Source organism: Streptomyces sp. NPDC053069 (assembly GCF_044546895.1).
In the GTDB taxonomy this organism is placed as follows: Bacteria; Actinomycetota; Actinomycetes; order Streptomycetales; family Streptomycetaceae; genus Streptomyces.
In genome coordinates, this window is record NZ_JBITZN010000012.1 from 293838 (window position 1) to 308614 (window position 14777).

At 69.2% G+C, this 14777-nt stretch carries 6 protein-coding genes, 1 tRNA gene and 1 rRNA gene; 1 reads left to right on the top strand and 7 read right to left on the bottom strand.

Features of this window, described 5'->3' with window-relative positions; translation table 11 throughout:
- Positions 1-72: 72 nt before the first annotated feature.
- The 4 genes from ACIGXP_RS27380 to ACIGXP_RS27395 form a co-directional block, all read right to left on the bottom strand.
- On the bottom strand, positions 73-918 hold the full coding sequence (locus ACIGXP_RS27380) for a helix-turn-helix domain-containing protein (protein ID WP_399772572.1): 846 nt from the start codon (positions 916-918) through the stop codon (positions 73-75).
- Between the two features lie 287 nt (positions 919-1205).
- Complete coding sequence (locus ACIGXP_RS27385; RefSeq protein WP_399772574.1) at positions 1206-3950, bottom strand: DNA translocase FtsK; 2745 nt, start codon at positions 3948-3950, stop codon at positions 1206-1208.
- Between the two features lie 124 nt (positions 3951-4074).
- Positions 4075-4755, bottom strand: a complete 681-nt coding sequence (locus ACIGXP_RS27390) for a response regulator (RefSeq protein WP_363217702.1) — start codon at positions 4753-4755, stop codon at positions 4075-4077.
- A gap of 298 nt (positions 4756-5053) precedes the next feature.
- Complete coding sequence (locus tag ACIGXP_RS27395; protein ID WP_363217701.1) at positions 5054-10516, bottom strand: HAMP domain-containing protein; 5463 nt, start codon at positions 10514-10516, stop codon at positions 5054-5056.
- A 426-nt stretch (positions 10517-10942) separates the two neighbouring features.
- On the opposite strand from ACIGXP_RS27395, the gene ACIGXP_RS27400 reads away from it, so the two are divergent.
- On the top strand, positions 10943-13702 hold the full coding sequence (locus ACIGXP_RS27400) for a SpoIIE family protein phosphatase (RefSeq protein ID WP_399772578.1): 2760 nt from the start codon (positions 10943-10945) through the stop codon (positions 13700-13702).
- Between the two features lie 43 nt (positions 13703-13745).
- Here the strand turns inward: ACIGXP_RS27400 and ACIGXP_RS27405 are convergent.
- The 3 genes from ACIGXP_RS27405 to rrf all read right to left on the bottom strand — a co-directional run.
- Positions 13746-13821, bottom strand: a tRNA-Thr gene (locus tag ACIGXP_RS27405).
- Positions 13822-13906: 85 nt separating this feature from the next.
- Positions 13907-14569: a DegT/DnrJ/EryC1/StrS family aminotransferase gene (locus tag ACIGXP_RS27410; RefSeq protein ID WP_399772588.1), complete on the bottom strand. Its 663-nt coding sequence runs from the start codon at positions 14567-14569 to the stop codon at positions 13907-13909.
- A 115-nt stretch (positions 14570-14684) separates the two neighbouring features.
- A 5S ribosomal RNA gene (gene rrf / locus ACIGXP_RS27415) occupies positions 14685-14777 on the bottom strand; the annotation flags it as partial.

Sequence of the window (14777 nt, forward strand, 5' to 3'; positions counted from 1 at the left end):
TCAGGGCCTCCCCGGCGGACCCTGCCGATCTCGGCGGCCAACCCCGTCACACGGCTCTTCCTGAAGGGCCGCCTAGCCCGCGACGGGGTCGCCCTTCGTGTAGGTGAGGCGTTCCACCGCGCCCGGCTGGAAGTTGTCGTCGATCTTCTTGCCGTTGACGTACAGCTCGATCGCCCCGGCGTCGCCGAGGATCAGGTTGATCTTGGAACTGTCCTGGAAGGTCTTGGACTGGCCCTTCTTCAGCAGCCCGTCGAAGAGCATCCGGCCGTTGTGGTCCTTGGCCGAGATCCAGCTGCGTCCGCCCGGCGCGCTGACCTGGACGGTCACCTTGTCCTGGGGTGCGGCGGCGATGGCGCTGTCGGAGGGCTCGGTGCTCGGCGCGGCAGGCTTGCCCTTCTTCGGCGTGGGCGAGGCGGACTTGCTCGCGGCGGGTGTACCGCTGCCCTCGGCGACCTGTGACTTCGCATCGTTTCCGGAGCCGCCGCCCCTGACCGCGGTGAAGCCGACGAAACCGATCACGACGACGATCGCGGCGACCATGGCCGCCGTCCAGTTCGGGCCGCGCCGCTCGGGCCGGATGCGCTCCGCCTCGAACAAGGGTGCGGCCGGAGTGGGCGCGGGACGGCCGCCGTGCTCGGCGTCGTACTGGGCGATCAGCGGGGCGGGGTCGAGGCGGACGGCCCTGGCCAGCGTGCGGATGTGCCCGCGGGCGTACACATCGCCACCGCACGGGGCGAAGTCGTCCGCCTCGATGGCGTGCACGATGGCGATACGGACACGAGTGGCGCTGCTGACGTCGTCCACGGTGAGCCCGGCCGCGATCCGCGCCTGCTGCAGGGCACGGCCCACGGAGACATGGGCCTTTCGGGATTCGTCGGGGAACGGACGCTCGTCTTCAGGGGAGTTGCCGATGGACACGGGGGCGCCTTTCGAGCGTGTAGCCACCTGTGCTGGAAGCTCAGTCTAGGGGTGGGACGAAAGGGTGGGGCAACCGGGCGGTGGGACTTTGTACGCCATCGGAACGGCCGGACGCACCGAGGGCTTGACAGGCAGATACCCCATGATGGGACTACTACCTGTCCTCTCGCTCAACTGGACGTACGACAAAGGGAAACGGTTGCCCGCCGTTCTCTAACAGGTGGATCACGGCGATCCGGCCACCCGGCGTAAGCCGCGACCGGCGGACGGCCCTTCGCCCCTGCCCCCTAGTCCCCGGACTCCCCGCGGATCACGGCGAGCACGCCGTCCAGCTCGTCGGGCTTCACCAGTACGTCACGCGCCTTGGAGCCTTCGCTCGGTCCCACAATGTTGCGGGACTCCATGAGATCCATGAGCCGCCCGGCCTTGGCGAAGCCGACCCGCAGCTTGCGCTGGAGCATGGAGGTCGACCCGAACTGGGTGGAGACGACCAGCTCGGCCGCCTGGCACAGCAGGTCGAGGTCGTCGCCGATGTCCTCGTCGATCTCCTTCTTCTGCTTGGTGCCGACCGTGACGTCGTCACGGAAGACGGGCGCCATCTGGTCCTTGCAGTGCTGGACGACGGCGGCGACCTCGGCCTCGGTGACGAACGCGCCCTGCATTCGGGTGGGCTTGTTCGCGCCCATCGGCAGGAACAGGCCGTCGCCCTTACCGATGAGTTTCTCGGCGCCGGGCTGGTCGAGGATGACCCGGGAGTCGGCGAGCGAGGAGGTGGCGAAGGCCAGCCGGGAGGGCACGTTGGCCTTGATGAGACCCGTCACGACGTCCACCGAGGGCCGCTGGGTGGCGAGCACCAGGTGGATGCCGGCCGCACGTGCGAGCTGCGTGATGCGCACGATGGCGTCCTCGACGTCGCGCGGGGCGACCATCATCAGGTCGGCCAGCTCGTCCACGATCACCAGCAGGTACGGGTACGGCTGCAGCTCCCGCTCGCTGCCCTCGGGCGGCTTGACCTTGCCCTCGCGGACGGCCTGGTTGAAGTCGTCGATGTGCCGGTAGCCGTAGGCCGCGAGGTCGTCGTAGCGCAGGTCCATCTCGCGTACGACCCACTGCAGCGCCTCGGCGGCCCGCTTGGGGTTGGTGATGATCGGCGTGATCAGGTGCGGGATGCCCTCGTAGGCGGTCAGCTCGACCCGCTTGGGGTCGACCAGGATCATCCGGACGTCCTCCGGGGTCGCCCGCATCATGACCGAGGTGATCAGGCAGTTGATGCAGGACGACTTGCCGGAGCCGGTGGCACCGGCGACCAGCATGTGCGGCATCTTCGCCAGCGAGTGCATCACGTACCCGCCCTCGACGTCCTTGCCGAAGGCGACCAGCATCGGGTCGTCGTCCTCGGCGGACTCCGCGAGGCGCAGCACGTCACCGAGGTTGACCATCTCCCGGTCGGTGTTCGGGATCTCGATGCCCACCGCCGACTTGCCGGGGATGGGGCTGATGATCCGCACGTCGGGGCTGGCTACGGCGTACGCGATGTTCTTGGTCAGCGCGGTGATGCGCTCGACCTTCACGGCGGGGCCGAGCTCGACCTCGTACCGGGTGACCGTCGGGCCGCGCGTGAAGCCGGTGACGGCGGCGTCGACCTTGAACTCGGTGAAGACCTGGGTGAGCGAGGCGACGACCGCGTCGTTGGCCTCGCTGCGCGCCTTGCCGGGGCCGCCGCGGGTGAGGAGGTCCAGCGACGGCAGCGCGTAGGTGATGTCCCCGGACAGCTGGAGCTGCTCCGCCCGTGGCGGCAGGTCGCGCGGCTGGTCGGGAGCCTTCTTGGTCAGATCGGGGACGATTCCGGGCTTGAGCTTCTCCTGCTTGGGGCGCGCGGCCGGGACCGGCGAGGGCGCGGGTGCCGGCGCCGGCACCGGCGTGGTCTCTTCGCGGTCGCCGACGCTGACGCCCTGGGTGAGGTCGGCGACCAGCGGGGAGGGCGGCATGCCGTGCAGCACCGCGCCGTCGAGCGCCGCGGCGGCGGCCGCCGCGACGTCCACGGCGTCCATCTGGCGCTGCGGATCCGGCTGGGGCACCGCCGAGCGCCGGGGACGGCCGCGGCGCTGCGAGAGGGCCTCCTCCTCGGCGCTCTCCGGGTCGTACGCCCGGGGGGCGGCCGAACGCTTGCGGGGGCGCGCGGGCAGCGCCTCGCGCCACTGGTCGTCGTAGCGCGCGTCTTCCTCGGTGTACTGCGGCGCCTCGTGGTCGTGCAGCACGCCCAGGCGTACGCCGAGCGCACGCAGCCGCTGCGGGATGGCGTTGACCGGAGTGGCGGTCACCACGAGCAGACCGAAGATCGTCAGCAGCACCAGCAGGGGTACGGCCAGCATCTCGGTCATGGTGTAGGTCAGCGGGGTGGCCGCCGCCCAGCCGATGAGGCCGCCGGCGTCCCTTATGGCCTGCATGCCGTCGCTGCGCGCGGGTGAGCCGCAGGCGATGTGGACCTGGCCGAGCACGCCGATGACCAGCGCGGACAGGCCGATCACGATCCGTCCGTTGGCCTCCGGCTGCTCCGGGTGCCGGATGAACCGTACGGCGATCACCGCGAGCAGTATCGGCACCAGCAGGTCGAGCCGGCCGAAGGCACCGGTGACGAGGATCTCCACCAGGTCCCCGACGGGGCCCTTCAGATCGGCCCAGGTGCCGGCGGCGACGATCAGCGCGACGCCGAACAGCAGCAGCGCGATGCCGTCCTTGCGGTGGGCCGGATCGAGGTTCTTCGCGCCCTGCCCTATGCCGCGGAAGACGGCGCCGACGGCGTGCGCGAGGCCCAGCCAGAGGGCGCGCACGAGCCGGTACACGCCCCCGGTGGGGCTGGGTACCGGCTTAGGCGCGGCCTTCTTGGCCGGGGCTTTCTTGGCGGGCGCCTTCTTGGCCGGAGCCTTCTTCGCTGCGGCCTTTTTCGGGGCGGCCTTCTTCGCCGGAGCCTTCGCGGGAGCAGCCGCCTTCTTGGCGGGCTGCTTCTTGGCTGCGGAGGGACGTGAGGCCATGGGTGTGAGGTTACCGGGGGAGACGACAGCGGACACGTGTGCCCACAGCTTCACCCGTTCGTGTCGCCCTTGCCGGGGCGCGGAACTGACGCGCGCTCATGGGCAACCGCTGCCCGGGCGTATGTCAGTTCTGCGCCGGCACCGACGCACCGCCGGTGCCGGTGCCCGGCTCCAGGGCGTCGAGCGCTCGCCGCAATCCGGTGAGTTTGCGCTCCAGATGCGCCGCCGTGGCCACCGCGGCCGCATCCGCCGAATCGTCGTCCAGCTGCTTGGACAGCGCCTCGGCCTGCTCCTCGACGGCCGCGAGCCGCGCGGACAGCTCGGCCAGCAGCCCGGCGGACTCCTTGCCGCCGACCGCGCCCTTGCCGCCGCCCTCCAACTGCAGCCGCAGCAGTGCCGCCTGCTCGCGCAGCTGACAGTTCTTCATGTACAGCTCGACGAACACCGAGACCTTCGCGCGCAGCACCCACGGGTCGAACGGCTTGCTGATGTAGTCGACCGCACCTGCCGCGTAACCGCGGAAGGTGTGGTGCGGGCCGTGGTTGATCGCCGTGAGGAAGATGATCGGGATGTCCCGGGTCCGCTCGCGCCGCTTGATGTGCGCGGCGGTCTCGAACCCGTCCATTCCCGGCATCTGGACGTCCAGCAGAATGACCGCGAAATCGTCCGTGAGCAGTGCTTTGAGCGCTTCCTCCCCGCTCGATGCCCGCACCAGCGTCTGATCGAGCGCAGAGAGGATGGCCTCCAGCGCCAGCAGATTCTCCGGCCGGTCATCGACCAGGAGGATCTTGGCCTTCTGCACCATGGCCCGCCCTCCTCGCCCCGGCGGTACACCGGGCGCCGCCCCAGGGGACGACTCCCTTTCGCCGCCCGTCCTTGTGCCGGTCATCGTAGCCGCACCCCGCCTGTCGCCACACCCTGTCACCGCGATGTCACTGTGCACGTACCGGAAACGTGGCGGAGGCCGGGATGGTTCCCGGAATCCCGCATTCCCATACGTCTCCAGCCACCCTAAGCCGTCCGTGCGCAGTGACCTCAACCGGGCAACTCCCGACACGCGCCGAGGGTTCCCCGGCCGTTCACATCCCGGCGTGCCGATCGTGTCATTCCCCGCCCATCCACTGCTGCATCACCGCCAGCAGATGATCCGGGTCGACCGGCTTGGTGACGTAGTCGGAGGCACCCGACTCGATCGCCTTCTCCCGGTCGCCCTTCATCGCCTTCGCGGTCAGCGCGATGATCGGCAGCCCGGCGAACTGCGGCATCCTGCGAATCGCCGTGGTCGTCGCATAGCCGTCCATCTCCGGCATCATGATGTCCATCAGCACGACCGCCACGTCGTCGTGCTGCTCCAGCACCTCGATGCCCTCGCGGCCGTTCTCGGCGTACAGCACCGAGAGCCCGTGCTGCTCCAGGACGCTGGTCAGCGCGAACACATTGCGGATGTCGTCGTCGACGATCAGGACCTTCTCGCCGCCGAACCGCACCCCGCGCGCGAAGTGCGCCGTGCTCTCCTGCTCCGGGAGCGCCATCCGGTGCTCGGGCCGCTGCTCGCCCTGCGGAAGACTCCGCCGCCGGCGCCGGAAGAGCGCCGCGGGACCGTTCTGCGTCTCGCGGTACGACTTCACCTCGGCCGGGGTCTCGATCTCCACGGCGGACAGCTCCAAGGACTGCTCCGCCTCGGAGGCCAGCAGCTCGCCGGCCTCCAGCGGGGGCACGGACTGCTGGTAGCCCTGCGGCGGCAGTTCGCTCGGGTGCAGCGGCAGGTACAGCGTGAACGTCGAGCCGCGGCCCGGTTCGCTCTGCGCGTGGATCTCACCGCCGAGCAGCTGTGCGATCTCCCGGGAGATGGACAGACCGAGGCCGGTGCCGCCGTACTTGCGGCTGGTCGTGCCGTCCGCCTGCTTGAACGCCTCGAAGATCACCCGCATCTTGCTGGCCGCGATACCGATGCCGGTGTCCGTCACCGAGAACGCGATCAGCGGCGCGTCCGGATCGGTCAGCGAGCCGGCCTCCAGCAGCTGCTCCCGGATGCCCACCGGCACATCCGCGCCGGCCGGCCTGATCACCAGTTCCACCGACCCGGAGTCCGTGAACTTCACCGCGTTCGACAGCAGGTTGCGCAGCACCTGCAGCAGCCGCTGCTCGTCGGTGTGCAGGGTCGCCGGCAGCTCCGGGGAGACCCGTACGGACAGATCCAGGCCCTTTTCCGCGGTCAGTGGCCGGAAGGTGGCCTCCACGTAGTCCACGAGCTGGACGAGCGCGATACGCGTCGGCGAGACGTCCATCTTGCCCGCCTCGACCTTCGACAGGTCGAGGATGTCGTTGATCAGCTGCAGCAGATCCGAGCCCGCGCCGTGGATGGTCTCCGCGAACTCCACCTGCTTCGGCGAGAGATTGCCCTCGGCGTTGTCGGCGAGCAGCTTCGCCAGGATCAGCAGCGAGTTGAGCGGCGTACGCAGCTCGTGCGACATGTTGGCGAGGAACTCGCTCTTGTAGCGCATCGACACCGCGAGCTGCTCGGCGCGCTCCTCCAGAACCTGCCGGGCCTCCTCGATCTCGGTGTTCTTCACCTCGATGTCGCGGTTCTGCCGCGCCAGCAGCTCGGCCTTCTCCTCCAGTTCGGCGTTGGATGCCTGCAGCGCCTTCTGCCGGTTCTCCAACTCGGCCGAGCGCTCGCGCAGTTGCTCCGTCAACTCCTGCGACTGCTTCAGCAGCTGCTCGGTCTTGGTGTTGACCGAGATGGTGTTGACGCTGGTCGCGATCATCTCGGCGATCTGGTTGAGGAAGTCCTTCTGGATCTGCGTGAACGGCGTGAAGGAGGCCAGCTCGATCACACCGAGCACATTGCCCTCGAACAGCACCGGCAGCACGATCACCTGCGCGGGCGGGGCCTCGCCGAGCCCCGAGGAGATCTTCAGATACCCGCTGGGCGCGTTCTCCACCAGGATGGTGCGCTTCTCCTGCGCGGCCGTACCGACCAGCGCCTCACCCGGCCGGAACGACGTAGGCATCGAGCCCATCGAGTAGCCGTACGAACCGAGCATGCGCAGCTCGTACCGGTCCTCGGCCTCGGCGCCCAGCTCCTGCCCCTCCATGAGGGACATCGCCACGAAGAACGCGCCGTGCTGGGCGGACACCACCGGCGTCAGCTCGCTCATGATCAGCGAGGCCACGTCCTCCAGGTCCCGGCGTCCCTGCATCAGCGCGGAGATACGGGCGAGGTTGCCCTTCAGCCAGTCCTGCTCCTCGTTGGCGATCGTGGTGTCGCGCAGGTTGGCGATCATCTTGTTGATGTAGTCCTGCAGTTCCTGGATCTCGCCGGAGGCGTCCACGTCGATCTTCAGGTTCAGGTCACCGCGGGTCACCGCGGTCGCCACGCGCGCGATGGCACGCACCTGCCGGGTCAGGTTCCCGGCCATCTCGTTCACCGACTCGGTGAGGTCCCGCCAGGTGCCGTCGACGTCACGCACGCGTGCCTGACCGCCGAGCTGCCCTTCCGTGCCCACCTCGCGCGCCACGCGCGTGACTTCCTCGGCGAAACTGGACAGCTGATCAACCATCGTGTTGATCGTCGTCTTCAGCTCAAGAATCTCGCCACGAGCGTCAATGTCGATCTTCTTGGTCAGGTCACCCTTGGCGATGGCCGTGGTGACCATGGCGATGTTGCGCACCTGGCCGGTCAGGTTGGACGCCATCTGGTTCACGGACTCGGTGAGGTCCTTCCAGGTGCCGGCCACACCCGGCACGTGCGCCTGACCGCCCAGGATGCCGTCCGTGCCCACCTCACGGGCCACCTTGGTGACCTGGTCGGCGAACGAACTCAGCGTCTTGACCATCGTGTTGATGGTGTCGGCGAGCTGCGCCACCTCGCCGCGCGCCTCGATGGTGACCTGACGCGTCAGATCACCGTTGGCGACCGCCGCGGCCACCTGGGAGATGTTCCGCACCTGCATGGTCAGGTTGTTGGCCATCAGGTTGACGTTGTTGCTGAGGTCCTTCCAGATACCGGTGACGCCCGGCACATGCGCCTGGCCGCCCAGAATGCCCTCCGTGCCCACCTCACGGGCCACCCGGGTCACCTGCTCGGCGAAGCTGGACAGCTGATCAACCATGGTGTTGACCGTCGTGACCAGCTCAAGGATCTCACCCTTGGCGTCAACAGTGATCTTCTTCGACAGGTCACCCTTGGCGACCGCGGTCGTGACCTCGGCGATGTTGCGCACCTGGATCGTCAGGTTGTTCGCCATGAAGTTCACGGACTGCGTGAGGTCCTTCCAGGTGCCGGAGACACCCTGCACCTCGGCCTGACCGCCGAGGATGCCCTCCGTACCCACCTCGCGGGCCACCCGCGTGACCTCCTGCGCGAACGACGACAGCTGGTCCACCATCGTGTTCAGCGTGTTCTTCAGCTCCAGGATCTCCCCGCGCGCGTCCACGGTGATCTTCTGCGAGAGGTCACCGCGGGCCACGGCGGTGGCGACCTGCGCGATGTTGCGCACCTGGGCCGTCAGGTTGCCGGCCATGCCGTTCACCGAGTCGGTCAGGTCCCGCCACACACCGGCCACGCCGGGCACCTGCGCCTGGCCGCCCAGGCGGCCCTCCGTACCCACGTCGCGCGCGACCCGGGTCACCTGGTCGGCGAAGGCGGACAGCTGATCAACCATCGTGTTGATCGTGTTCTTCAGTTCAAGGATCTCGCCGCGCGCGTCAACATCGATCTTCTGCGACAGGTCACCGCGCGCCACGGCCGTCGTCACCTGGGCGATCTGACGCACCTGGGAGGTGAGGTTGCCGGCCATGAAGTTGACGGAGTCCGTCAGCTCCTTCCACGTGCCGGACACGCCGTCCACCCGGGCCTGACCGCCCAGCCGGCCCTCCGTACCCACGTCCCTGGCCATCCGCGTGACCTGGTCGGCGAAGCTCGACAGCTGGTCCACCATGGTGTTCACGGTGTTCTTCAGCTGGAGCATCTCGCCGGAGACGTCCACGGTGACCTTCTGGGACAGATCACCGTTGGCCACCGCCGTGGTCACCTGGGCGATGTTGCGCACCTGCCCGGTGAGGTTGCGGAACGCGGTGTTGACGGAATCCGTCAGGTCCTTCCAGGCACCGGCCGCGCCCGGCACCTGCGCCTGACCGCCCAGCTCGCCCTCGACCCCGATCTCCCGGGCGACCCGCGTCACCTCGGCACCGAACGCCGACAGCTGGTCCACCATCCCGTTGACGGTGTTCTTCAGCTCCAGCATCTCGCCGGCCACGTCGACCGTGACCTTCTGCGACAGATCACCGCTGGCCACGGCCGTCGTCACGGTCGCGATGTCCCGCACCTGAATGGTGAGGTTCCGGAACACCGTGTTGACGGAGTCCGTCAGGTCCTTCCACGTACCGGCCGCGCCGGGCACGTTCGCCTGGCCGCCCAGCCGGCCCTCCGCGCCGACCTCGTTCGCGACGCGCGTGACCTCGTCCGCGAAGATCCGCAGCGTCTCGGTCATCTGGTTGATCGTCTCGGCGAGCTGCGCCACCTCGCCACGCGCCGGAACCGTCACCTTGCGCGACAGGTCACCGTTGGCGACCGCGGTCGTGACCTGCGAGATCCCACGCACCTGCGCGGTCAGGTTGCCCGCCATCGTGTTGACGGAGTCGGTCAGCTCCTTCCAGACACCGGCCACACCCGGCACCTGCGCCTGACCGCCCAGGATGCCCTCGGTGCCCACCTCACGGGCCACCCGCGTCACCTCGGACGAGAACGACGACAGCTGCTCCACCATCGTGTTGACGGTGTTCTTCAGCTCCAGCATCTCGCCCGCGACATGCACGGTGACCTTGCGTGACAGATCACCGCGCGCGACCGCCGTCGTCACCAGCGCGATGTCGCGCACCTGTGCGGTCAGCCGGTTGGCCATCGTGTTGACGGACTCGGTCAGGTCCTTCCACGAACCCGACATACCGCGCAACTGGGCCTGACCGCCGAGCTTGCCCTCGGTGCCGACCTCGCTGGCCACGCGCGTGACCTCGTCCGTGAACGTCGACAGCTGGTCGACCAGGTTGTTGACGGTACGGCCGACCTTGAGGAACTCTCCCCGCAGCGGATGCCCCGTACCGTCGTCCGGTGCCTGCGTCCGCAGCTCCATCCGCGGCGACAGATCACCCTCGGCCACGGCAGTGAGTACCCGGCCGACCTCCGAGACCGGCCAGACGAGATCGTCCACCAGCGCGTTGGAGGCGTCGATCGCGGACGCCCAGGAGCCCTCACAGGCCCCCGTCTCCAGTCGTTCCGTGAGTTTTCCCTCACGGCCCACCATGCGCCGCACCCGGGACAGCTCACCGGTCAGATGCAGATTCCGGTCGGCCACCTCGTTGAAGACGGCCGCGATCTCCGACATCACCCCGTCCCCGGAGACGGTGAGCCGCTTGCGGAAGTTCCCGTCCCGCATCGAGACGAGAGCCGCCAGCAGCCGGTTCAGGGCAGCCGTGTCCACTTCCGTGGTGCCGCCGCGCCTGCCCAGGGACGGTCCGCCTTTCGCGCGCGTCTTCGTGCCACGCGTCGCCGCGCCAGACTCCACTGTGTCCCTCCCGGAGGGGTAGACCGTTACTGCTGTGCTCGGCCGCTTCCGCCCGGCGTGCCGGTCGTCGACATACCGGTTACTTCTGCGTACCTGTTACTTCTGCGTATCTGTTACTGCTGCGTATTTCTGCCAGACGAGATCCGGCCACACCAGGGGCTGCTGCCCGCCGTGCACGGAACACACGCAGTCCGACCCGACCTTCATCAGAAGCCTGCCCAGTGTTTCACCCTGCCCGAACCAGGCCATAACAGTTCGGCAGCTTCGCACATCGTCCGCACACCCTGGGGGGTAAACACCGGCGACCGGCACCCGCTCGGACGGCGAAGGTAAGTAACCTTGCATGCGGCTGTCCAGCCGCACCGGTCCGACCGGCCTGGGCGGTGGCACGAGAACGAGCGGGCATCGGAGGGGCAGCCGCAGACCATGACCACCGGAGTCATCCCCGGGGAACAGCCCCCGGAGCCACAGCCGACGGACGCGCTGATGCCACAGCAGCGGAGCGAGCCGGCCGGCCACGCAGCCCTGCACGTAGACAACCGGCCGAGGAGTTCTGTGATCACCGCGCGCGCGGCCGCCACCTTCGAGCCCGTCGGGCGATCGGTCGCGACCGCCCGGTCCTTCGTCCGCGACACTCTGCAGGGCTGGGGCTTCGCCGACATCGTCGACGACGCCGTCGTCCTCACCAGCGAGCTCGTGACGAACGCCGTCGTCCACGCGGGCACGCACGCGGACGTCCTGTGCCTGCGCACCGAGGACGGCGTGCGCATCGAGGTCTCCGACCGCTACCCCGAGCGCGAGGTCCCCCTCCAGAACAGCGTCGCCGCGATGGGCAGCCCCGACCGCGAGGGCGGCCGCGGACTCCAGCTGTGCGCGGCCCTGGCCACCCGCTGGGGCGTCGACTACACGCCCACCCACAAGAACGTCTGGTTCCAGCTCAACCTCCCCGAACGCGTGGTCGGCACCCGAACCGCCGGCCCGTCCCTGCCCGCCGACCTGCTCCCGCTGGCAGACGGCCGGGTCCGCGTCGCCGTCGTCCAGGTCGACCGCAAGGGTTCCATCACCTCCTGGAACGAGGACGCAGAGGACCTCTTCGGCCATACGGCCGGCGAAGTCGTCGGCAGGCCCCTCGCCGAACTCGCGGCCTGGCCGCACACTCCCGGCACCGGCACCGGCGTGGCCGAGGCCCTCCAACTCTCCCGCTGGGAGGGCAGCTACGGCATCCGCGGCGCCGACGGCCGGGTGGCCCCGGTCTACGCCTCCCACCTGCGGGTCCGCGACACGGGCGGCGAACCCTCCACCGTGTGCCTGCTGGTCCGCGACCACGAACGCGCCGTCCTGCAGACCCCGTCGCGCGTCCCGGCCGGCGACCAGAACCAGACCTCTGACGGGCAGAGCGCCGACCCCTTCGAGGTGTTCATCGGCTCCCCCGCCCCGGACGACCTCGACGGCCTGCTGCAGCGCACCGTGGAGCGCGCCCGCGACATGCTCGACGGAGACTCCGCGTTCCTGCTGCTGGCCACCGACGACGAGACCGAGCTGGAAGTACGCGCGTCCACCGGCCTGCCCTCCGCCCGCCAGCGCTTCGCGCGCGTGCCCGTCGAGGCCGGCCCCGGCCGCTACGGCTCCGCACGCATGCCGGCCGTCCACGACGACCTCGCATCCGTCCCCGGGGCCGTACCACTGCTGAACGGCACGGGCATGCGCTCGGTCGTCACGGTCCCGCTGAAGGTCGAGGGCCGCCTGACCGGCTCGCTCGGCGTCGCCGCCGAGGCACCCGGCCGGTACTCCAACGAGGAGGCACTGCGCCTGCAGTTCGCCGCCGACCGCATCGCCCTGGCCGTCGAGTCGGCCCGCCTGGGCGAGCTGGAGCGGCTGCGCCGCGGCTCCCTGAGCTTCCTGGTCGAGGCCTCCGACCTGCTGGCCGGCACCCTGGACCGCGACCAGACGCTGGCCCTGATGGCCCAGATGACGGTCCCCACCCTGGCCACCTGGTGCGCCGTCTACACGATCGCCGACCAGGCCTCGGAGCCGTACCTCTCGTACGTCCTGCACGAGGACGAGGAACTGATCGACGGCATCAAGTCGTTGCTCTCCAAGATCCAGCCCCCGGACCCGGTGCCGACGCCCGGCGCCCGCGTCTGGACGACCCCCGCCGAGGTCGCCCACCAGGCCGCCCTGCGCAGCTCGATGCGCAGCCTCGGCCTCGCCGGCGGACCCACGCACCAGATCTCCGCGGGCATCGGCCCCACCCTCGCCACGGCCTCCGCGGTGGGCGGCGAGACGGTCGTGCTCCCGCTCGTCGCCCGCAACCGCGTCATCGGCATGCTGGTCCTCGGCAAGCCCACCGACGAACACTTCCGCCAGGAGATCCTGGAACTCGCCGAAGACCTCTCCCGCCGGGCCGCCCTCGCCCTGGACAACGCCCGTCTCTACTCGGAGCGCACGGCCATCAGCCAGGCCCTCCAGCGCAGCCTGCTCCCGCCGGGCACACCGCACATCGACGGCGTCGAGGTCGAGGTCATCTACCGCGCGGCCGGCGAGGGCAACGAGGTCGGCGGTGACTTCTACGACCTCTTCCCCATCGGCAACGGCGCCTACGGCTTCGCCATCGGCGACGTGTGCGGTACGGGCCCGAACGCGGCGGCGGTCACCGGCCTCGCCCGGCACGCCCTGCGCCTGCTGGCCCGCGAGGGCCTCAGCGGCCCCGCCGTCCTGCAGCGCCTCAACTCCGCGATCCTCGACGAAGGCGACCGCAGCCGCTTCCTGACCCTCCTGTACGGCGAGATGCGCCCACAGGAGGACGGCAGCGCCGAGCTGAAGGTGGTCTGCGCCGGGCACCCGCTGCCGCTGCGTCTGCGCCAGGACGGCACGGTCACGGCGGCCGCCGAACCGCAGCCGCTGCTGGGCGTGATCGAGGACCTGGAGCTGCACGAGGAGACCGTCACCCTCGACCCCGGTGACGTGCTGCTCTGCGTCACCGACGGCGTCACCGAACGCCGTGAGGGCACACGCATGCTGGGCGACGACGGCCTCGCCGACGTTCTCACGACGTGCACGGGGCTGACGGCGGGCGCGGTCGCGGCACGCATCATGCGCGCGGTGGAACGCTTCGCGTCGGACGCCCCGTCGGACGACATGGCGATTCTGGCGATGCGCGTCCCGGGAATCCACAAGGACGTGTGAGGAAGCACGAAAAAGGCCCACCCGGAAGGGTGGGCCTTTTTGTTGGAGCCCCCAAACGGAATCGAACCGTTGACCTTCTCCTTACCATGGAGACGCTCTGCCGACTGAGCTATAGGGGCCGGTCGTTTTCGAGGTTTCCCTCGCGGCGACGAAGAAACTGTACCCCGAGCAGGCCCGAGTTCCCAAATTCGTTCGGGCACCCGCTCAGAAGGCAGGCTGGAGGAGGCCCCCGAGGGCATTGCAGGCGGACACGATCCGCTGCATCTCCCGCTTGGTGAGCGAGGCGTCCACGGGCAGTGTCAGTGTCTCGTCGGCGGCCAGCTCGGTCTCCGGCAGGGACACGCACCGACGGAACTCCGGCAGCCGGTGCACCGGCGTCTTGACCGGCACTCGGCACTCAACTCCCTTGGCCCGCAAAGCCAACGCGAAGGCGTCCCGGTCCGGCCGGCCATTTCCCGGCACCCGCACGACGTACTGCTGATACGTGTGCCCGTCACCACCGTCCGGCGTCCGTACGCCCTTCAACTTGGCGTCGAGATACGCGGCCCGTTCCCTGCGCTGCGCTGTCTCGTCGTACGGCGCCTCGGACTCGCCCTGCTCCAGCACCAGCAGCCCGTGCCGCTGCCCCAGCGCGTGCAACCGCCCCAGATCGGCTCCCCGTCCGAAGCGGTGTACGACAACGACGGCGGCCGTACGCGGAGTTACGGCTGCCTCGACAGCACTGGGATCGAGGCAGTACGTCACGGGATCTATGTCGGCGAACACCGGGAGCGCACCGGCCAGGGCCACGGCCTCGGCGACCTCGACGTTCCCGAAGGCCGGCACGACGACCTCGTCACCGACTCCGACACCGGCGGCCCTGAGCATTGCAGCAGTTCCCATGTGCTGGATGCTGGGTGCGCGACGTGAACGACACGTTAAGGAAAACATAAAAAGGTCGGACCCCGAACCGAAGTTCAGGATCCGACCTTTTTGAAGAATTGTTCGGCGGCGTCCTACTCTCCCACAGGGTCCCCCCTGCAGTACCATCGGCGCTGTGAGGCTTAGCTTCCGGGTTCGGAATGTAACCGGGCGT

Excerpts from the sequence above, each read along its gene's own strand:
- ACIGXP_RS27410 (WP_399772588.1), bottom strand. The coding sequence starts at position 14,569 with ATGCTCAGGGCCGCCGGTGTCGGAGTCGGTGACGAGGTCGTCGTGCCG.
- ACIGXP_RS27385 (WP_399772574.1), bottom strand. The coding sequence starts at position 3,950 with ATGGCCTCACGTCCCTCCGCAGCCAAGAAGCAGCCCGCCAAGAAGGCG.
- ACIGXP_RS27400 (WP_399772578.1), top strand. The coding sequence starts at position 10,943 with ATGACCACCGGAGTCATCCCCGGGGAACAGCCCCCGGAGCCACAGCCG.
- ACIGXP_RS27390 (WP_363217702.1), bottom strand. The coding sequence starts at position 4,755 with ATGGTGCAGAAGGCCAAGATCCTCCTGGTCGATGACCGGCCGGAGAAT.